At 41.0% G+C, this 21,600-nt stretch carries 16 protein-coding genes and 4 pseudogenes; 17 read left to right on the forward strand and 3 right to left on the reverse strand.

Features of this window, described 5'->3' with window-relative positions; genetic code table 11:
* The first annotated feature begins 108 nt into the window (after positions 1-108).
* The 4 genes from aguA to HNR44_RS03355 all read left to right on the forward strand — a co-directional run bounded on the left by aguA (position 109) and on the right by HNR44_RS03355 (position 3,536).
* A complete protein-coding gene (gene aguA / locus HNR44_RS03340) occupies positions 109-1,242 on the forward strand; it encodes an agmatine deiminase (RefSeq protein ID WP_184403530.1) in 1,134 nt (377 codons plus the stop codon).
* 142 nt (positions 1,243-1,384) lie between these two features.
* Positions 1,385-2,053 (forward strand): adenine nucleotide alpha hydrolase family protein, encoded by a 669-nt coding sequence (locus HNR44_RS03345; RefSeq protein WP_184402686.1) that lies wholly within the window; start codon positions 1,385-1,387, stop codon positions 2,051-2,053.
* Positions 2,054-2,125: 72 nt separating this feature from the next.
* Complete coding sequence (locus HNR44_RS03350; protein WP_184402687.1) at positions 2,126-2,689, forward strand: GNAT family N-acetyltransferase; 564 nt, start codon at positions 2,126-2,128, stop codon at positions 2,687-2,689.
* A gap of 238 nt (positions 2,690-2,927) precedes the next feature.
* Positions 2,928-3,536, forward strand: a complete 609-nt coding sequence (locus HNR44_RS03355; RefSeq protein ID WP_184402688.1) for a DUF3298 domain-containing protein — start codon at positions 2,928-2,930, stop codon at positions 3,534-3,536.
* A 461-nt stretch (positions 3,537-3,997) separates the two neighbouring features.
* Here HNR44_RS03355 and HNR44_RS17600 read toward each other — a convergent pair.
* The 3 genes and pseudogenes from HNR44_RS17600 to HNR44_RS03375 all read right to left on the reverse strand — a co-directional run bounded on the left by HNR44_RS17600 (position 3,998) and on the right by HNR44_RS03375 (position 6,861).
* Positions 3,998-4,591: pseudogene (locus HNR44_RS17600) on the reverse strand (2-phosphosulfolactate phosphatase).
* A 24-nt stretch (positions 4,592-4,615) separates the two neighbouring features.
* A complete protein-coding gene (locus tag HNR44_RS03370; protein WP_343069346.1) occupies positions 4,616-5,671 on the reverse strand; it encodes a phosphotransferase family protein in 1,056 nt (351 codons plus the stop codon).
* Complete coding sequence (locus tag HNR44_RS03375) at positions 5,671-6,861, reverse strand: acyl-CoA dehydrogenase family protein (protein WP_184402691.1); 1,191 nt, start codon at positions 6,859-6,861, stop codon at positions 5,671-5,673. The genes HNR44_RS03370 and HNR44_RS03375 overlap by 1 nt, the downstream gene beginning before the upstream one ends.
* Positions 6,862-7,004: 143 nt before the next feature.
* Between HNR44_RS03375 and HNR44_RS03380 the strand changes: the two genes are divergently transcribed.
* The 13 genes and pseudogenes from HNR44_RS03380 to HNR44_RS03440 all read left to right on the forward strand — a co-directional run bounded on the left by HNR44_RS03380 (position 7,005) and on the right by HNR44_RS03440 (position 21,489).
* The gene (locus HNR44_RS03380) at positions 7,005-8,462 is read left to right on the forward strand and encodes a sigma-54 interaction domain-containing protein (protein WP_246406962.1); all 1,458 of its coding nucleotides are present in this window, start codon (positions 7,005-7,007) and stop codon (positions 8,460-8,462) included.
* Positions 8,463-8,787: 325 nt separating this feature from the next.
* On the forward strand, positions 8,788-10,344 hold the full coding sequence (locus tag HNR44_RS03385; RefSeq protein WP_246406963.1) for a class I adenylate-forming enzyme family protein: 1,557 nt from the start codon (positions 8,788-8,790) through the stop codon (positions 10,342-10,344).
* Positions 10,345-10,371: 27 nt separating this feature from the next.
* Positions 10,372-11,127 (forward strand): SDR family NAD(P)-dependent oxidoreductase, encoded by a 756-nt coding sequence (locus HNR44_RS03390; protein ID WP_246406964.1) that lies wholly within the window; start codon positions 10,372-10,374, stop codon positions 11,125-11,127.
* 234 nt (positions 11,128-11,361) lie between these two features.
* Positions 11,362-12,324: pseudogene (locus HNR44_RS03395) on the forward strand (carbon-nitrogen hydrolase family protein); the annotation flags it as partial.
* A 258-nt stretch (positions 12,325-12,582) separates the two neighbouring features.
* A complete protein-coding gene (locus HNR44_RS03400; protein WP_184402693.1) occupies positions 12,583-13,956 on the forward strand; it encodes a solute carrier family 23 protein in 1,374 nt (457 codons plus the stop codon).
* Between the two features lie 342 nt (positions 13,957-14,298).
* Complete coding sequence (locus HNR44_RS03405; RefSeq protein WP_184402694.1) at positions 14,299-14,886, forward strand: hypothetical protein; 588 nt, start codon at positions 14,299-14,301, stop codon at positions 14,884-14,886.
* Between the two features lie 699 nt (positions 14,887-15,585).
* Complete coding sequence (locus HNR44_RS18000) at positions 15,586-15,819, forward strand: sigma 54-interacting transcriptional regulator (protein ID WP_425489446.1); 234 nt, start codon at positions 15,586-15,588, stop codon at positions 15,817-15,819.
* A 1-nt stretch (position 15,820) separates the two neighbouring features.
* Positions 15,821-15,967, forward strand: a pseudogene (locus HNR44_RS18145) (AAA-type ATPase lid domain-containing protein); the annotation flags it as partial.
* Positions 15,968-15,991: 24 nt separating this feature from the next.
* Positions 15,992-16,147 (forward strand): helix-turn-helix domain-containing protein, encoded by a 156-nt coding sequence (locus tag HNR44_RS18150; RefSeq protein WP_484494490.1) that lies wholly within the window; start codon positions 15,992-15,994, stop codon positions 16,145-16,147.
* Between the two features lie 195 nt (positions 16,148-16,342).
* Positions 16,343-17,195, forward strand: a pseudogene (locus tag HNR44_RS03425) (alanine/glycine:cation symporter family protein).
* 157 nt (positions 17,196-17,352) lie between these two features.
* The gene (pruA, locus tag HNR44_RS03430; protein WP_184402698.1) at positions 17,353-18,900 is read left to right on the forward strand and encodes an L-glutamate gamma-semialdehyde dehydrogenase; all 1,548 of its coding nucleotides are present in this window, start codon (positions 17,353-17,355) and stop codon (positions 18,898-18,900) included.
* 25 nt (positions 18,901-18,925) lie between these two features.
* The gene (locus HNR44_RS03435; RefSeq protein ID WP_184402699.1) at positions 18,926-20,131 is read left to right on the forward strand and encodes an ornithine--oxo-acid transaminase; all 1,206 of its coding nucleotides are present in this window, start codon (positions 18,926-18,928) and stop codon (positions 20,129-20,131) included.
* An 80-nt stretch (positions 20,132-20,211) separates the two neighbouring features.
* Entirely contained in the window at positions 20,212-21,489 is a 1,278-nt protein-coding gene (locus HNR44_RS03440) for a Glu/Leu/Phe/Val family dehydrogenase (RefSeq protein ID WP_184402700.1), read from the forward strand.
* The last annotated feature ends 111 nt before the right edge of the window (positions 21,490-21,600 follow it).

Below are 21,600 nucleotides of genomic sequence, written 5' to 3' on the forward strand. Positions count from 1 at the left end.
GGGAATGCTCATATACCGAGGGAAATACACACCCCATCATATCGATATGTCACCATTTGTCCATGCGTTACACGTTTGATGACAAACCTATTGGAGGTATATAAAATGATGAAAACTTACAATCACACACCGAAATCCGATGGTTATCGCATGCCTGGTGAATTTGAACCCCATGACGGGACTTGGCTGCTTTGGCCAGTCCGTCCGGATACATGGCATTCTGGGGCAAAGCCTGCTCAACGAGTGTTTACAAATGTTGCCGAAGCGATTGCCAAGTTTGAACCGGTAACTGTTTGTGTGCCGGCTGATCAATACAAGCACGTACGCGCGGTTTTATCACCTGAGATCCGTGTGATTGAAATGTCTTCGAATGATGCCTGGATGAGAGATATTGGTCCTATCTTTTTAACGAATGATTTCGGTCATTTATCTGGTGTTGATTTCCACTTCAATGCTTGGGGAGGACTTGAAGGAGGGCTATACTTCCCTTGGGATCAGGATATGCTTGTTAAACAAAAGGTATTCGATATTGAACGGGTGCCACGATATGACGCCACGGATTTGACCCTTGAAGGCGGAGCGATTGCTGTTGATGGAGAAGGAACGGTGATCACAACGAAAGAATGCCTCTTAAATTCCAACCGTAATCCTGATTGGACACAAGAGCAGGTAGAAGAAAGGTTAAAAGAAACATTGAACGTGAAAAAGGTTATCTGGTTGGATCAAGGCATGGTAGGGGATGAAACCGATGGCCATATTGATGAAGTCCTCTGCTATATCCGCCCAGGTGAGGTAGCCATGAGCTGGACAGATGATCAAGATCATCCCCAATATCCGGTGTTAAAACAATGCAAGGAGCAATTACAACAAGCGACTGATGCTATTGGAAGAGCATTGACGATTCACGAAGTATCCATTCCGGAACAACCCGTTCTACAATGGGAGGAAAGCCAACAATTGGACCAGACAACGGATAGTTATGAACGTAAAGCGGGTGAACCATGCGTTGCTACTTACGTTAATGGTTATATATGTAATGGTGCCGTGATTTTACCGGCATTTGATGACCCAATGGATCAAGAGGCGGTGAACTTATTTCAGCGCTTATTCCCGGAAAGAGAAATTGTGCCGGTACAATCAAGAGAGCTATCCCTCGCTGGTGGAAACATTCACTGCATTACGCAACAGCAACCACAAGCTCGTGTATCAGAGGCCGACACGCAAGAGACTTCCAAAAGTTAAGATTGCATTTTGTATGTCATGTAGTTTATAAAGCTATGGATAAGCCTATTCAGGGAACTTGTGTGCATTTAGAAAAAACCTATGAGAAATTTAATTTCTATAAATCAAAGGATAAGCTTTAAATATGGAAGGAGGAATGGATATGCCCTCGGAGCAAACGAATGAGCGAATTCTCGTATGTGTCAACTACGGGCACCATGGTGAGCGGTTGATCAAACGTGGAGCAAACATTGCCAATCAATTACGTTGCCCCCTTTTTGTTCTTGTGTTTGATGCCTTACCAGAAGAAGAATACAAACACGACAAAGAAGTAGATATGTCGATTTTCCAGGAACTTGCAGATGATTACAATGCCAAGCTTATTATTGAAAAAAGCCATGCTCACGATATTACGAAGATTATTCAAAAGACAGCTACCAACGTTGCAGCTACACAAATCATGATCGGGCAAAGGATCGAAAGTATTTGGACCAATCTGATCGGAGGATCTGTCATCGATATCCTTCTCCATGACGTTCCCTCTGCCGATATACATGTCGTTCCAAAATCACGAGCGGATGAACCTGAGGACTGGGGGTTCGATCGTGGTGTGAAAGGATACCTCTATCAAAACACGAACGGCACTTACCAGCTTCGTTTTGACTCTGGTAAAGAAGCTGATTATGAAGGCATCTTTTTTAAACATTTACACACGGATTTCAACAACGGAATATTTTCGTTTCATTACGAAAATAAAGTGTATGAGGTTCGTGTAACAGGGGGGACCGTAAGCTCGCTTGTCGATATTGATGAAAATACCGATCGTTTTTGATCACGCTGTTTGCCACAATTATAACTAGGGTAAAATGCCCATCCTTTTTAATAAAACAAAGGAGTTAAAACTGTGAACATTCGTCAAGCAACTGTCCATGATGTTAAGCAAATCGAGCCATTATTACAAGGGATTTTATCACCTCATATCGTAAATTGGCTTGGTGATGTAGAACAAAAGGAACGATCAGCATTTATCCGCTCCTTTTTAGAGATAGATCATAATGCTCTGAGTTATCAATATTGTCATGTTTATGAAGTGGACTCTTTGGTAGCAGGCGTTATTTCACATTATCCTGGACATCAAAATCAACAGCTGTTTGAACCTATACTTGATTTTTTAAAGAAACACTATCCAGAAAGAAACGATGATTTCTTTGAAGATGACGTAGATCCAGACGACTACTATATCAATTTGCTTTCTGTTTCATCTCAGTTTAGGGGCCGGGGCATAGGGAATCAATTGATAAGTTTCGCGGAGGACAATGCTAAGGTTAACGGATACTCAATAGTTTCATTAAACGTTGCCAATAACAATTTACAAGCTCAAAAGTTATATGAACGTTTAGGCTATTGCTATCGAAAAACGAGTACATCGGATGGAGTGCCATATCGATACTTGGTAAAAGAAATCTAATCGTAAGCATGATAAAGGATCAAGTAATAGTAAGGCTAGAATGGAGTTGATTTAAGTTCCTTGAATTTAAAAAACTATCCACATGAGAAGGCTCATAGGATAAATCTAGTGACCATTCATGCCTTTTTTGATGTTGACCTACTATTGGAGTGTGACCGTATAATTCGACCATCTTGCACTAGTCACTATTCTCTTTTACGTTGATTGCTCATATGTATGCGTTAGGGAGAGTGATAACGTGAACATTTCGGCTTTGCCGGTAGGGATTGTTCCTTGGCATATCCAGGAAAATCTGGTGGATATGTATTATGCAGAAGTGTCCGGTTGGACGAATCCTCAGGCGGAAGCTAGCATGAATGCCGCTATCCAGCAACAACTCCGACAGCTGCTTCAGACCCAAGGGTATGGTGATGGCGTTTCAGAGCTGACGGGTGGCTTTGACCTGAAATCCAATCAACAGCATGTATTAAGCTTGACCCATAGCGTGTATTCGTTTGCCGGCGGCGCACACGGAATGACGGTCCAACGGGCATTGACGTTTGATTCGCGAATGGGAAGGGCTTATACATTCACGGAGTTATTCGCGCCGGGGGCAGACTTTATTCCAAGATTAAATGCGATTATCCAGGCTCAATTGGAGGAGCGAGGTTGGTTCGAGAATGTTCTCGGCCCGTATGAAGGGGTCACTCCCGATCAGCCGTTTTATGTGGCTGACAAAACGCTCGTTATTTATTTTGACTTGTATGAGCTGTTGCCCTATGTATATGGCATCCCCTATTTTCCGATCTCTATCTATTCGATCGTGGATCTGATCAATGAGGATGGGCCGCTGGGCTGGATGCTTTAGTTGAATGGTGATAAGTGGGTGAGCAGCCGCTCCGGTGGAGTGCGGCTGCTTTCGAATAACAAAAGCCAACGGAAGAACAAGCAAAGCCACATCAAACCAAAACTGCCATGTGCCCCGATGTGTGAAGGACCACCAATAGTCGATCTCCTATAGAAAGCTTCCAGGAGCTTACCCCCTGGAAGCTCAATTAATGGATGAATAGTAACAAATTTATGATGTAGACTGGAAGCATTTCTACAGGATGCATTTCGCCGGATGCCACAGCCTCCTTATGCCATGTAATCAAATCATCCATCTCATTAGGTACGTTTAAAAACGAAGTTATATGATGAGATGCCCCTGTATTAATACTTCTTGTGCACGATAAATTTCCGCATTTGAGGAGTCAATTCCTCTTAGTATCAATATGATGAAGCTATCTCATTCTTTCTGTAAGAAATCTTTTTATAATTTGTGAACGGTTACAGATAGCAATTGTGAATTCTTACTAGTGTTTGTTCATAAAGAGCTTCAGCAGCATTAGCACTGTCGGAAAATTTCCATGATGAAATGGTTTCTAATTGACTTAAAGAGGATAATAAAGCTCCGGCCGTTAGAAAATCTTCGATTGTAAATTGTCCATGATTATCAGCACAAACGATCAATTATCGAGTAGTTAAGATCTTTTTTTGAAAAACATCTAAAGTACTTTTTATAGTAAACGGGGAAACTGGGACTACAAAAGGGGAGCTCTGAACATCATTTAAAGCAACGGTTCCATTCGTTGTAAAGAAGATTATTGGTTTTTCTGACACGTTTGCGTTAAGAAACTTCACTGAATTAGGTTTGAAAAAACCGTCAATTTCATAGCCCAAGTATTCTCCAATTAAAAGGGTATCAGGATGGGAAGCTTTCATTTTAAAAGCTTCCCTATGAGTGGAAACAGGATAGATGTCTTTAGCTCTATATTCTTCAAACAGTATTGAAATTATAGTCGTTGCTAGAAGTGTATCCACAACAATCACACTGAGGTTACAAATTTTGTTTACATCGATATCCTCTTTTCTTGTCAGCAAATGGATGGAAGGAATATGGACATCCTAAATGATTTCATTATTTTTCGTGCGGAATGAAAGGTTGATTAGATTCTGAATCCCGCTATCTAAGGAAGCGAAACGTTCGTCTTCTATCTCTCCCTGTTTCCATCGCAAATAAATCTGTTGTAAGATAACGGAAATTTTAAAGAAGGCAAAAGATAGATAGTAGGTCATGTTTGATACATCTCGGCCGGTTTGGTAGGCATAACGATGAATGAGCTCTAGTCTAGAAAGAAACGCACCATTATCCGTTACCGAGGAAAGCCCTGTGTATCCTTCTCCGGGCTCTTTCCAATAAGCAATACTACTAGCTAAATCAGACAAAGGATCTCCCACTGTGCAAAGTTCCCAATCAAAGACAGCTGTTACTTTTTCTGGATTGTTTGGGTCTAACATCATATTGTTTAATTTCATGTCATTATGGACGACAGTAGATTCGGGATGTTCTGGAATTTGCTCAGTAAACCATGAAGTTAATGTTTCAATTTTTTGATGAGGGGTTTCAACGGATTGATGGTAACGCTTAATCCATCCAAGAACTTGCCTTTCCATATACCCTTTGGGTCGACCAAGTTCTGTTAGACTATGTTTGTCTATATCAATCGCATGAAGAGAAATAAGAGCGTCTATCATCGCGTGAGAAGCACGGGTACCATAATCAGAAAAGGCAGAGATTTCCTCTGGAATTTGATCATCGAGTACCGCTCCTTCTTTCTTCTCCATCACATAAAAGTGTCGATTCATGATCGTTTTATCCTCCTCATACGTGTAAGGTGCAGGGGCGTAAGGAAAAGGGTGCTCTAACAATTGAAGCACCCGATATTCACGTTTCATATCATGGGATTTTGGTGGAATCTTACCAAATGGAGGTCTCCGCATGATTAAGTCTTGATTTGGAAATCGAAGTAAATAGGTGAGGTTTGAATAACCTGCCGTATATTGTTTGACTTCCATTTGAGTTGTATCTAAATGAGGTAACTCTCTTTGAAGAAAGTCGCCTAATCTTTCCCAATTTATTTCTTGTTCAGAAAAAGGCTGAACGTCTGTCTTTATTTTCACTATCGTTCCCCTCCATTCTGAAAAGCTTTAATCAACGAGCGAGCCACGACGAAACGGTGTACTTCATCAGGACCGTCGTAAATGCGAGCAGTCCGAGCTTCACGGTAAAAACCTTCTAAAGGTGTATCGCCAGTTACTCCCAATGCCCCATGAACTTGAATCGCTCGATCGATGACATCATGAAGGACTTTTGCACCGTAGAATTTAATCATAGAGATTTCTTTACGAGCTTCCGATCCCTGATCGAGTAGCCAAGCAGCATGCAGTGTCATGAGACGGGCAGCCTGAATTTCTGCAGCAGAATCAGAAATGAAGTTTTGAATGCTTTGGTATTCACTTAACTTCCGACCCCTTGTTTCCCGATAAGAGGCACGTTCGAGCATGAGCTCCATACTGCGATGACATACCCCAAGCCATCGCATAGCATGTGTAATACGGCCTGGACCAAGGCGAAGCTGAGCCAGACGAAATCCATCACCACGTTCTCCGAGCATGTTTTCATTTGGAACTCGGCAGTTCGTGTACCGTACTTCACAATGTCCTCCAATGTAATGGTCACCAATAACTGGAATCTCTCTTTCGATTTCAAAGCCCGGATTATCATTATCGACAATAAACAAGCTGGTTTTTTTGTGTGGTTCAGCATCTGGGTCTGTGACCGCCATCACAATGGAGAAAGAGGAGCCAATCGCACTTGTTGTAAACCACTTATGAGCATTGATTACCCATTTATCTCCATCTTTTTCTGCGGTGGCTTGAAGGGTTTTCGGATCTGAGCCTGAAACCTCTGGTTCGGTCATAGCAAAACACGAACGTATTTCTCCGTTGGCTAACGGTTTTAGGTAGGTTTCTTTTTGCTTTTCGTCCGCTGCGTGAACAAGAATCTCTCCATTTCCAGCATCCGGTGCCATGGATCCAAAGATATACGGGCCTATTGGACTGCGACCAACAACTTCTGATAATAAACCTAGACTCACAAAACTGTTTCCCATTCCACCATATTCTTTTGGTAAATGGCCTGCCCACAAGCCTAGTGACTTTACTTTATCCTGCAAAGGTTTTAAGATTTCTTCCGGCAATCCTTGATGAGGCACTATATATTCTTCATTCGGATACACATAATCTTTCAAAAATTGATCTGCTTGATCGATCATGTCTTGTTGTTTTGGGGTTGCTGTAAAATCAAACATGAATATCCCTCCTATTTGCTTTTACGTATAAAATGCAAAATTCATTCCAAAGTTTTAGATCATTTTGACAAAATAAAAAACTTGCGAAATAATAAATACAAGGTATCTTCTTCGCATTTATTTGTGGAAAGGATAGATAAAAGATGATGGATCAAGAGTACGGATTTGTAGGCAAGAAAAAACCGTCTAACGAGCCCCAATATTATTCTAAATTGCTCGATTCGATCATTCAGTCAAGTTACGATGGCATTTATGTCGCTGATGCTTATGGAATTGGATGGACAGTCAATGATGCGTATACTCGTATTACCGGTGTTAGAAAAGAGGAACTTATCAATAGGGACTTGAGAAGCGTTGTTAACGAAGGGATCATATCTGAGTCGGTCACATTTAAAGTTTTGAAAGAAAAGAAATCGGTTACAATCATTCAAAAGGTTAAAGACACCGAGATTCTGGCAACTGGAAGTCCTGTTTGGGACGATAGAGGTGCAATAACACATGTGGTGACGAACATCCGTGATCTCAGTGATCTTAATTTTCTGATGGAGGAGCTGAATACTTCTAGAGCCTTCACGGAAAAAATCCTTGCCGAGGTTGATGAGTTAAGACAAGTGGAGAATACAAAATGGCTGTTAAATGGCGTGATTGCTCAAAGTAAAGAGACCATGAAAGCCGTGTCAGTATCACAAAAAGTCGCGAAGGTAGATTCTACTGTTATATTAACTGGGGAATCGGGTGTCGGAAAAGAAGTATTTGCAAATATTATACACTTGGGAAGCCATCGAGCTGACAAGCCCCATATAAAGGTAAATTGTGGAGCAATTCCAGCACAGTTACTTGAATCGGAGTTATTTGGATATGAGAAAGGCTCATTTACCGGAGCTGAAAAAACAGGGAAAGCAGGATTATTTGAAAAGGCGAATGAAGGTACAATTTTTCTTGATGAGGTAGGAGATATCCCATTAGACTTACAGGTCAAATTATTGAGGGTGCTACAGGAATTTGAAGTGGTTCGAGTAGGAGGTTATCAGCCAAAACCAATTGATGTTCGTGTGGTTGCTGCCACAAACAGAAATTTAGAGGAGCAAGTGCAAAAAGGTGAGTTCCGAGAGGATTTGTTTTATCGTTTGAATATTGTGCCCATTCACATACCATCATTACGAGAAAGAACTGCTGATATTGCGCCGTTGATGTATTATTTTCTGAATAACGTGAATAAAAAATATGAATTAAACAAAAGATTCCAAGCTGGTGTAATATCTGCTTTAGAAAGTTATCAATGGCCAGGGAATATACGGGAGATGAAAAATGTTATCGAACGGGTTGCTGTTACGACCGATCACGATGAAATTGATATTTATGATTTTCCAGATCAATTCATCGATAATTTTGATCCCAAAGATCAGAGAAAAAAGACATCTTATAAAAATAAGGGACTAAAAGAGGCTATCATGGATGTAGAACAAGAAATGATAAAGAGCAAGATACAGCAGGGAAAAACAACAAGAAAAGCAGCGGATGATCTAGGAATCAGTCAATCGTCCCTTGTTAAAAAAATGAAAAAATACCAACTCTCGGTGGATGCCTACATTCATGAATAAACAGAATCCACCGATTAAATATTGTCTAACTGATTCCATAAAGAATCAATCGATTCTTTATGGAATCAGTTATTATAAAAGGAATCGTTTTGAGATTACCTTTAGGTGATAATTAAAAGCGATTATGGACTTCAATATAAGGGGAAAGTTAGCATTTGCGCCCACTTATTAAGAAATTTATTTAATTGGCATGACCTTTGCATAAATAATATGGAAAGAATTTTATAAAAAGTTTGAAGGGCAAGTATAATGGAAACGTATGTAAGCGTTATCATTTATGTCCTATCAGTCTTTGAACAAGAAACCCAGACGAAGGAGGGGCATTATGCAAAAGGGTAAAATGTTTGGGCGTGATGTATTTTTATTTGATTCTCGACCAGAGACCGTAACTTCAATGTTCAAACAAACAGTTTCTAGGTATCCAGAACGTGAAGCAATCGTATTTGATGATCTTCGTTGGACCTATCAACAGCTTCACGATAATGTAAATGTGATTGTTTCTTATTTTCATCATCAATGCAACCTACAAAAAGGAGATCGGATAGCTTTATTAGTAGGAAATCATCCAGCATTCATTCAGGTTTTTTTAGCCTGCGCAAAGCTTGGCATTATTGCCATTCCGCTAAATGTAAAATCATCAAAAGAAGAATTGTTATTTATGGTACAACAGGCAGATGCACAGCTTGTTTGTGCGGAGTCTGGATTTGAAGAATTACTGAGGTTATGGAAAGGAGAGAAGCGCCAACTTTTAACAGTTGAAAATTCGAATGAGTTTAACAACTTGCAGAACGTTTTACAATCCCCCTCAAGAAACAGTCATTTGATAACCCCCGAATTGAAAGAAGAAGATCCACTGTACATTATGTATACGTCAGGAACAACAGGACAACCGAAGGGGGCGATTGGAAGTCATGGCAATGTAATTCATAGTGCGATGAGTTACAAAAATGTGCTTCAAGTATCAGATCCTGCACGGACATTACTAGCTGTACCCATGTATCATGTGACTGGTTTGATCGGTCAATTCATTTATATGCTTTTGATTGGTGGAACAACAGTTTTGATGAAAAGATATCAAACTCTTCCTTTCCTTAAATTAATTGAAAATGAAAAAATTAACTTTCTATTCAATGTACCGACAATTTATATCATGATGATGAATCACCCAGAATTCAGAAATTTATCGATGGATTCTTTGGAGGTAGCAGCTTATGGAGGGGCTCCTATGGCAGAAGAAACAATTGAAAAATTAATGAAAGAACTTCCCTCTATAAATTTACACAACGCATACGGAGCAACAGAAACTTCTTCACCAGCAACGATTATGCCCAAAAATAGTGAATTGTCCAAAATGGCTTCAGTTGGAAAAGCTGTTCCCGTTGGTGAATTGAAAATTGTTGGGGAACAGGGGGGAGAATTAGAGCCAGGTGAAGTTGGTGAATTATACGTGAAAGGGCCGATGGTCGTTAAGGGATATTGGAAAAATGAAGAGGGGAATCATTCTTCATTTGAAGACGGATATTGGAAATCAGGAGACATGGCGATGAAAGATGATGACGGATACATTTACATTATGGACAGGAAAAAAGATATGATTAATCGTGGAGGGGAAAAAATCTTCTCGGCCGAGGTTGAAAATGAATTATATAGTCATCCGGAGGTTTTAGAAGTGGCAATTGTAGCCGTTCCGGATGAAGTCTTTGGGGAACAAGTGAAAGCATTTATCGTGCCACAAGATGCGACTCAACCGAAAGCAGAAGATATTCAGTCGTTTTTAAAAGAGCGTATCGCTGATTATAAAATACCAAAATATGTCGAATTGATAGAAGAACTCCCGAGAAATCCTGGTGGAAAAATCTTAAAGAGACAACTTACAAAATGAGCCGAAAATACGGAAAAAGGGGGATGTATGATGTTTAGGTTAGACGGACAAGTTGCAGTAGTGACGGGCGGTAGTAAGGGTATAGGATTTGGTATGGCGCAAAGTCTTGGACGTGTAGGTGCTACTGTAATTATTGCAAGCAGAGGAAAAGACAGTCTTATTCAAGCCGCTGAACAATTAGAATCTGAGGGGATTAATGTAGCGTATTATTCCGTGGATGTAACGAAAAAGCACGGTGTTCAACTATGGATTGAAGAGGTTATCCGTGATTTTGGAAGAATAGATATTTTAATTAACAATGCCGGAAAAAACATTAGAAAGACACTCCTTGATATAGAAGAAGAGGATTGGGACACGGTGATGGATACAAATTTAAAAGGAATCTTTTTTGTAGGGCAGGCAGTAGCGAGGCAAATGATTCAACAAGAATATGGGCGAATGATTAATATATCATCCATTTTTGGCGGCATTGGGGGGAGTCATCAAACGAGTTACGCAGCTAGCAAAGGGGGGATTAATCAACTCACGAAAGTATGGGCTGAAGAAATGGCAACGAAAGGAGTAACCGTAAATGCGATAGCGCCAGGTTATATCCAAACGCCTATGACCGAAGGTTGGCTGTCTAATGAAGACAGGTATAACAACATTGTGAATCAAACAATGATGAAGCGAGTAGGAACATTAGCGGATATGGAGGGGCCTGTTGTATTTCTTTCATCAGAGGCTTCTAGGTATATCACGGGACAGACCATTTATGTTGACGGAGGGTGGACGGCAAAATAATTATAATTTTAAGTACCACCTTATGAAAGGTGCGATAACACTATATAGGAAACTTAAATCTTCAAATAATGGAAAATATTCTTATAGTAAATATTAATTTGGTGTGCGTTAATAGTTAACCGTTTGTCAAAGAGGTGAAAATAAGTAGTAGCATAAGGGGACATGTCCAATGCATAACCAAACGGTGAGAGCTGCAGCCGTCCAGGTTCTCCAGAATTACCCTTTAACAAAAACAAAACGGTAGCGAAAATGTGTGATCTAATTGCGGAGGCGGCAGATAATGGAGCGAAACTAATTGTATTCCCGGAGGGATTTATACCAATGTTTCCGAATTGGACACTTGACCTGAATGAAAACCCTTCGGATTGGGAGTTCCACCTCAATGAATTTATGGATCAATGTATTCTTCTTCCGGGGCCTGAAACTGACAGAATTGGAGAAGTGGCTAAATCCAAAGCCATTCACGTGGTATTTGGAGCAAATGAAGTTGAAAAAAATTATGATGGCGTCCTGTATAATTCATTGGTTTTTATCAGTTCAACGGGCGCTTTTCTAGGCAAACATCGTAAGTTATTTCCAACGAGCAGAGAAAAAATCTTTCATGCCAGGGGAGATGCCTCTGGATTGAAGATATATGAAACGCCAATTGGGAGATTGGGGGGATTAATCTGTTACGAACATTTGCAGCCGTTATTAAAATACGCATTAATTGGCCAGGGAGAACAAATTCATTGTGCATCATGGCCAGGGTGGCCCAATTTTCCTCAGGGACGCTCGAATAGGAATGTGTTTGATGCAGCATCTAAAGCCTATGCTCTGGAAGGTCAATGTTTTGTTATAGCGTCATCTCTTTATGTCCCCCCTTCTACCGGCGATCATATTGACCTCGGTAATGCAAGTTGGACGTTTTTTGGAGGAAGTGGGATTATTAATCCATCAGGGGAATATATCGCAGGGCCTCTATATGATGAAGAAGGAATTGTATATGGGGATATGGATTTAAGTTTAATCCCGCGGCGTAAAGCTACTGTAGATACTACAGGAAGAGATAGCGCCTGGGAGACGATTAATATGAATATCGACTTGAGTTCAAGGAAACCTATTCATTGGAATCAGGATGATAATTTAGAGGAACTGTTCGAAAAGATAGATATGTTAGAGAAAAAATTACAACAATATAAAAATATTGATTCTTAATCGTAATTGTCAAGCTTGTTGTAAGTCAGAAAAAAGGAAAGAAAATTTATATATATCTGTATTTTGTGATAATTAATTGATAACTTACGATGCATGTAAACATCTTTTTCCGTCCCATTACCTGCCCCCTTTATTTCTACTGAACAATTCTAGTAAGTTACCTAGACGTGTCGAACTTACTTTCGAAGGGTGAAAATCTTCATATTTAGTATCACGAGAAAACTCTTGTTTGATTGAATATACAGGGGAGGGATAAGGGTGCCGATATACCAAAGAAAAGAAGGGGAAGAACAGCCTTATTGGCCGTTAGGACCTTTTAAGGTAAGATTACCATTTGTTCATTATAATTTAGAAAGTGCAGAGTTTATTCAAGGCCTTATCATGATGATTGTCAGTATAAGCCTTATTCCCACTCTTCAAGAGTATTTGGGATTGCCCTATGATGTTGCTCTGGCTTTTGTAGTTGTTTATCAAATAGGATTATTGTTACCAGCCTTATTAGGTTCACCTATTGTTGGAGGTTGGATAACACCGGCGATACCTTTGGTTTTGACATATTTAGGTGATTTTGAACCAGGACCAGAAGCGATAAGGGCAATGGTTGCCCTTCAACTTATTGTATTTCTGATATTTTTCTTATTGGGCATCACAAAACTTGGAGGGAAACTAATAAGAATTGTTCCTGCTTCATTAAAGTCAGGGATTTTAATTGGAGCGGGATTAGCCGCTTTCATAGGGGAGATTGAGCCTGAAGGACGGGTAATGGAGACTCCCATTTCTCTGATAACTGCAGGGATCTTACTTGCTTTTACAATGTTTTCTTTGACTTTTCAGAGAATGCGGGAGCGTTATCGATGGGCTAACTTCATTTCCAATTTCGGAATGATGCCGCCTTTGATCTTTGCGATCTTTGTGGGATGGGCTGTAAACGAATTCCCATTACCTGATGTTGAGTGGGGTATTACTTCTCCTGCTTTCGGAGAGGTTTGGGCATATTTACCCTTTAGTGTAGGCTTACCTGACATAAACATTTTTTTATTGGCGATTCCTACAGCCATTGTTGCTTATATTATTGCCTATGGGGACATGATTGTTGGTGATGAAATATTAAAACGTTCTGATGATAAACGAAAAGACGAGAAAATAGATAATGATATGAACCGCTTGCACTTAGTTACTAGTATTAGAAATTTGATTCAGTCATTTTTTGGACCTTATACAGGTTTATCAGGGCCAATTTGGACGGCGATACAAGTTACTGTAGCGGAGAGATATAATTATGGAAGAAAAGCGATGGATTCTTTTCACGGAGGAGCAGGTACTTTCACGATTGCTATGATGGTAGGATTATTCATGCTTCCAATCGTAACCTTTTTTGAACCGACTCTTGAGGTCGCATTGTCTACAACCCTATTAATTACAGGCTATGTGTGTGTGCAAGTAGGGATTGAACAAGTGAAAAACTCTTCCGCAACTGAAATAGGGGTAGCTAGTCTTACAGCCATGGTTTTAGCTGTACATGGAGCGGAATATGGCCTTATGGCGGGGGTTATCATGTACTTCATAGTACAAAAAAATTATAAAAGTAAAAATGATATATCAAAGAAAGAAAATGTTGATAAATCTGTATGAACCTTTTTGCGTCTTCCTCACAACACTCCGGCCGTTGTTAACCCTAACAGAATTTAGGATACTAACTTTAAAAATCAAGCAGAAACATCGGTATAGCAGTCATTACGAGCACCTGGTGTGTGTACTAAACGCTTTTTTTCACCAGGGTGCGTAGATTTTTTCAATTTTTGGATCTGTTTCTTCCAACTGTTCATGCGTCTTTTCTTCCAAGTGAGTATTGCATTCAACTTGTACCACTGTTGCAATCTTTTTTACCACCAAGTGCGGAAGAGTTTACCACCTTTTGCGGAATCCTTTCCCAGTTCACTGCCTCCTGTATACTTAATGGGCATGCCAACCGGCATGACATTAGGAATACAGCAGGTTTTTTATGTTCCCATATCGACAGATGCTGGAATTACATCACAAGAAAGGAGCTTGCGAAGTATCGCGGCCATGACTCGCCATTCACGGCAAAAAGTAACGGAAGTTATACGATTGGCGGAGAAAAGAGGGCTGAAGTGTCCATTAGATGAGGATATGACAGATGCTTGGATTGAAGATTTTCTCTATCCAGAGAAAAAGTTGGAAGCTTCTGTACGGCAAGTGATTGATGTTGATTATTTACATGAGGAGTTGGCCAAACCCCATGTCACATTAATATTGCTTCATGAGGAATACCATCACTTTGCCGAGAAATATAAAGCAACCATGAGAATTAGACGGAAACCAGGGGAACTGTTAGAAGTCGATTGGGCAAGTTCTACCTTATTTATCATTGATCCCGATACCGGGGAAAAAGTGAAAAATGAAAATCTATGTATTTGTGGCCGCCTTATCGTGTCCTCAACTTTCCTATGTGGAGGGTTCTTTGTCCACGGATTAAGCTTCATTAACACGCGTTTGAATACATGGGGGGCACCACCCAAATTATTGTTCCCGATAATTTAAAGATAACCAAGCATACCTCCAAAGAGCTGGTGTTAAACAAGACGTACGTAGAAATAGCCTGCCACTATCAATCCGTAGTCATGCCAGCACGCGTACGTTCATCAAAAGATAAAGCCTCTGTAGAAAGTTCGGTGAATACGGTCTCGACGTGGATTATTGCCGCATTAAGGAATGTCCAATGTTTGTTGGGAAATGAACTGAGAGATCCGAAAGAAGCTAGAGGAGTTTAACCACCGACCCTTCACGAAAAAAGAAGAGTCTCGCTGGTCAGCGTTTATGGAAGAAGAGAAATTCGCCCTCTCCCCCTTCCCGTTAAATCATACCAGATGTCTGAATGGCGAACCGCCAAAGTACAGCCTGATTATCACATCTCTGTGAAAAGCATGTTTTATTGTGTGCACGTGTGAGGAGGATAAGATTGGTTTGAATGGTTAATTCAACTATTATGCACTAGTGCAACGTTATTTTTTACAAAATTTCTTACCCATTGAAAAGTCCTTGAGCGAATGATCGGGTGTGAGCAAAACGGAATTCGGCGTGGGGAGTGGTTTTTTCGACGTAGCAACTCGTCTATTCAGCGCACGACCTAGATGATTCGGCGCGCTGGGCATTTTATTCAGCGTTTGAAGAACGTTTTTTTGGCGCAGGGCGTAGCATTAGCCTAATGGAGAAAGAACTTCTCACACGGTGGACTAAAGAATTGGCGGTAAGGAAAATATTAGCTTAGACATAAGAGTGATTTCAGCAACGAATGAAAAGCCGGATGTCTTACTTGCCGAGAAAAGATTGAGAGAAGATCTATTCTATAGGTTGGGGGTCGTCCAGATTGATTTGCCTAATTTAATGGAAAGAAAAGAAGACATTGACCTCCTACTGGAATACTTCATTCATTTTTACAACAATCATATGAATATATTGATTAACGGGATTTGAGCCTGATGCTCTGAATTGTTTGAAAAAATACAACTGGTCCGGAAATATTAGAGAGTTAAAGAATGCTGTCGAAACAGCTTATAACTATGCTTCTTCAAATGTAATAACGATAGAAGATATTCCTGAAAGAATTCCTGAGTACCAAGGAAAGCCAGCTGATGAGGAATCTTCGATCGATTCTTTAAAAGAATCTGTTGATCGATATGAGAAAGAGATTATTAAACGAGAATTGGAAACGACAGACAGAAGAGTATCGGAAACAGCGAGACGATTAGGGATTTCCAAACAATCATTGCAATATAAATTGAATAAGTATAAGTTAAGGTAAAAAAATCTTTACGAAGGAGAGGGGAGTTTTCTCTCTCTCTCTTTTTTTGTTTGATTATAACAACGATCCGCATCAGTTGTTTTGTCAGGCTATTTATACATAGAAAGCATCTTCTTGTTTTTGGCATGTAATTTGCTAGGTATTTAGGGGGGACAGTCCAATTCCATTGCCGGAGCGGTCAACGGATCCTTTAATATTCCGAATGTTGTTACCGGGGTTGTTCTGGCAGGTTTGGTCATGGTGGTCATGATTGGTGGTATCAAGGCAATCGGAAAGTTTGCTGAGAAATTTGTCCCCTTAATGGTGGTTATTTACGACTGCCGGACTCCTTGTAATCTTGTTCAATATTGATGCAGTGCCAAATGTTTTCTATTTAATTTTTGCCAATGCTTTTACACCGATGTCAGCAGTGGGCGGCTTTGCAGGAGCCGCGCTCGCTGAAATTATCCGGTGGGGTGTAGCAAGAGGGTTGTATTCTAACGAAGCCGGAATGGGAAGTGCTACCATTGTCCATTCCAGTGCAACCAATGAACATCCTGCTACCCAGGGATTTTGGGGGGTTTTTGAAGTATTTGTGGATACGATTCTTGTTTGTTCGGTAACTGCATTTTTGATTTTAACTACAGATGCTTGGATGACCATTGGAGGAGACGAAGCTTCCAACATGACTGCAGCTGCGATGGCTGATGTGTTTGGAAGCAGTCTTGCCGGTATGATTGTGACAATTTCTCTCTTTGTTTTCGGTTTCACCACGGTTTTGATGGTCACCTATTTCGGAGAAAAACAGGCTGAATATCTCTTTGGCCACGCTGCATCCATTGCAGCACGTTATATCGTAATTGCTGCCATATTTTTCGGTGCCATCGGTAGTTTGCTGTTCGTATGGTCGCTTTTGGATATTATGCTAGCTTTAGTGGTTATTCCTAACCTGATAACACTTGTGTTACTAAGCGGAAAAGTTAAAGAAGCAACCACGGATTATTTCAAAAATCAATTTCGACAGGGCCATGAAAAAGTTACAGAGAAACAAGATCGTTACTACCAATAACATGAATGCGAAAAATTATTAATCGGTGCAAACGAATATGGCACCATTAATGGTTGATTTTCTGATCATATGCGCTTTAAATCCACTTCCATATTGGCATGTTATTTGCAATATTAATGTAGTGAACAATAAAGATACATCTATGGGAGGGGTTAAAATGGTTACACCTTACAAACACGAACCATTCACCGATTTTTCAGTAGAGAAAAATCGAAAAGATTTTCGGGAAGCCTTGCAAAAAGTAGAAGCCGAACTGGGTCAGCACTTTGATCTTCTTGTCGGCGGGGAAAGAATTCGAACTGAGGAAAAAATCATATCGATAAATCCTGCCAACAAAGATGAAGTGGTTGGTACGGTATCGAAAGCGGACCAAGAAATTGCCGAGAAAGCGATAAACAAAGCTGAAAAAGCCTTCCATACGTGGAAAAAGTATAGCGCTGAACAACGTGCAAATGTATTGATGCGGGCGGCAGCAATTGTACGTCGTCGTAAACATGAGTTTTCCGCCTATCTTGTTAAAGAAGTAGGCAAACCATGGAAAGAAGCAGACGCTGATACAGCAGAGGGGATCGATTTTCTGGAATATTATGCTCGTCAAATGATCGAGCTTAAAGACGGTAAGCCCGTAAACAGCCGCCCAAATGAACACAATCGCTACTTCTATCAACCGATGGGGATCGCTCTTGTTATTCCTCCGTGGAACCTTGCCTTTGCCATCATGTGCGGCACCACAGTAGCTCCTCTTGTGACAGGGAACGCGGTTCTGCTTAAACCGGCAAGCAATAGTCCTGTCATTGCTGCCAAGTTGGTGGAAGTTTTGGAAGAAGCGGGTGTCCCGGAAGGTGCTCTGAACTTCATCCCTGGAAGTGGCTCAGAAGTTGGCAACTATTTAGTAGACCATCCGAAGACAAATGTAATTAGCTTTACTGGCTCTCGGGATGTAGGCACTAGTATCTATGAACGTGCGGCACAAGTAAAGGCGGGTCAAAACCACTTAAAGCAAGTGATTGTCGAAATGGGTGGAAAAGATACGGTTGTTGTCGATGAGGATGGAGACCTTGACCTTGCAGCCCAAGAGATTATCACCTCAGCCTACGGATTTTCCGGTCAAAAATGTTCTTCCGGTTCACGTGCCGTCATCCATAAAGACGTCTATGATGAAGTGTTGGAGAAAACAAAACAATTAGCTCGGGAGTTAACCGTTGGTGAGCCAAACAGTGCTGACGTATTTATGGGACCTGTTGTTGAGCAAGCCGCCTATGACAAAATTATGGGTTATATGGACATCGGGAAAGAAGAGGGGCGCTTGATTACAGGGGGCGAAGGAGATGATTCGCAAGGATATTACATCCAACCGACGAGCTTTGCTGATCTTGATCCTCACTCTCGCTTGATGCAAGAAGAGATATTCGGCCCCGTTGTCGCGTTTTGTAAAGCGGACGATTTTGATCATGCGATTGAAATTGCAAACAATACTGAATATGGACTCACAGGTGCGGTCATTACGAACAATCGCGCTCATATTGAACAAGCGACGCATGACTTTCACGTTGGAAACTTATACTTTAACCGTAACTGTACGGGAGCAATTGTCGGTTACCAGCCATTCGGTGGATTTAAAATGTCTGGAACGGATTCGAAAGCCGGTGGTCCTGATTATTTAAAATTGCATATGCAAGCAAAATCAGTGTCTGAAATGTATTAAAGGAAGCGAAGAGGAGGAAACACACATGACAACAGAAACTTCCACGCATAGCGTGATCGAACAGACAACACAGTATGGCGCCAATAACTATCACCCATTGCCCGTTGTTATTTCAGAAGCAAAAGGAGTTTGGGTGAAGAATCCGGAAGGACAGACCTATATGGATATGTTAAGCGCATATTCTGCCGTCAATCAAGGTCATCGTCATCCGAAAATCATTCAGGCTCTACAGGAGCAAGCAGGTAAAGTCACGCTGACTTCACGAGCCTTTCATAATGATCAGCTTGGGCCTTTTTATGAGAAAGTATCTGATTTAACCTCTAAAGATATGATTTTACCGATGAACACAGGATCTGAAGCCGTTGAAACAGCGGTTAAATCCGCGCGCCGCTGGGCTTATGACGTAAAGGGGGTAGCAGGTAATAAAGCTGAAATCATCGCCTGTGAAGGGAATTTTCATGGCCGTACAATGACAGCTGTTTCCCTTTCTTCCGAAGCAGAAAATCAGCGTGGTTTCGGCCCAATGCTCCCAGGTATAAAACTCGTTCCTTATGGTGATATAGAAGCTTTGAAAGCCGCGATTACACCGAATACAGCAGCATTTTTGCTGGAGCCGATTCAAGGTGAAGCAGGCATCAATATCCCGCCGGAAGGGTTTTTAAAGCAAGCGGCACAAGTATGTGCAGAACAAAATGTTCTCTTCATCGCTGATGAAATTCAGGCGGGTCTGGGGCGTTCCGGAAAAACGTTTGCATGTGACTGGGAAGATGTTGAGCCGGATATGTACATTTTGGGTAAGGCCCTTGGCGGAGGTGTATTTCCCATTTCGTGTGTAGCGGCAAACAAAGATATCTTAGGTGTGTTTAACCCGGGATCGCATGGTTCAACTTTTGGAGGCAATCCACTTGCAAGTGCAGTTTCCGTGGCTGCTTTAGAAGTGTTAGAGGAAGAACAGTTGGCGGAACGTTCCCTTAAACTGGGAACCTATTTTCAAAAGAAGTTGAAAGCCATTGAAAGTTCGGTCGTTAAAGAAGTACGTGGAAGAGGCTTGTTTGTAGGTGTAGAACTTGATGTACCTGCCCGTCCGTATTGTGAACAGTTAAAAGAAGAAGGTTTGTTGTGTAAAGAAACACACGAAACGGTCATCCGTTTTGCGCCACCACTCGTCATTTCAGAAGAGGATCTTGATTGGGCGATTGAAAAAATCGAAAAAGTTTTAGCCCAGAAATAAGTATAAAACAGGATAGAGAACAGGGGGGAGAAGGGAACTTCTCCTTTGCTTTTATCTTTTCGTAAAATTGAGGTGAGAAGATGGTTGCAACCGATATCATTACTGATAAAACAAACCAAGAGGAACCACTGAATTTAGTTACGTTAACACAGGTCATCATTAAAGAGGCTTTAGAAAAGCTAGGTTATTCCGACGAGACATTCGATTTGTTAAAAGAACCAGTAAGAATGTTGACCGTTCGTATACCCGTGCGTATGGATGATGGATCGGTGAAAGTTTTTACAGGTTATCGCTCGCAGCATAATGATGCTGTCGGCCCTACCAAAGGCGGCGTGCGCTTTCATCCGGAAGTGAAAGAGGAAGAAGTGAAGGCACTTTCGATTTGGATGAGCTTAAAATGCGGTTTGGTTGATTTACCTTATGGTGGGGGAAAGGGCGGTATCCTGTGTGATCCGAGACAAATGTCTTCTCGCGAGTTAGAACAATTAAGTCGTAATTACGTGCGTGCCATCAGCCAGCTTGTCGGACCAACAAAAGATATACCGGCCCCTGATGTATTTACGAATTCGCAAATTATGGCTTGGATGATGGATGAATATAGCCGTATCCGTGAAACAAATTCTCCGGGTTTTATTACCGGAAAACCTGTTGCATTAGGCGGTTCACACGGTCGTGAAACTGCAACTGCTCGCGGTGTGGCTATTTGTATTGAAGAAGCAGCTAAGATCAAAGGGATTCCATTAAAAGGAGCCGTCATTGTGCAAGGATTTGGTAATGCAGGCAGCTTTTTGGCTAAATTTATGCATGATGCCGGCGCAAAAGTGATTGGCATTTCCGAAATATTGGGGGCACTATATGACCCAGAAGGGCTGGATATTAATTATTTATTGGACCTGCGTGACAGTTTCGGAACAGTGACGAATGCTTTTCAGAATACAGTCACGAATCAAGAATTGTTAGAGTCAGAATGTGATATTCTTGTACCAGCTGCCATTGCCAATCGAATGAAAGCAGATAATGCGGAGCACCTGAAGGCGTCCATTGTCGTTGAAGCAGCTAACGGGCCTACCACATTTCAAGCAACAAAAATTTTAACGGAGCGGGATATATTGCTTGTTCCGGATGTACTAGCCAGCTCCGGCGGTGTTACCGTCTCTTATTTTGAATGGGTACAAAACAATCAGGGATATTATTGGACGGAAGAAGAGATTGCTACAAAATTACGTACCGCTATTATAAATGCTTTTCATAAAGTGTATAATACCTCACAAACACATGGAGTGGATATGCGTTTGGCTGCTTATGTAGAGGGTATCCGGAAAATGGCAGAGGCCTCTCAATTAAGAGGATGGGTGTAATGGATGAACATATCGCTAATGCATGACGGGCTTTCGGGAAAGAACTCTCGAAAGCTTTTTTGCATCATATTCAGGATTTGATTACGATGAAATGGAATACACATTTAACAA

Source organism: Geomicrobium halophilum (assembly GCF_014207655.1).
GTDB classification, from domain to species: domain Bacteria; phylum Bacillota; class Bacilli; order Bacillales; family Marinococcaceae; genus Geomicrobium; species Geomicrobium halophilum.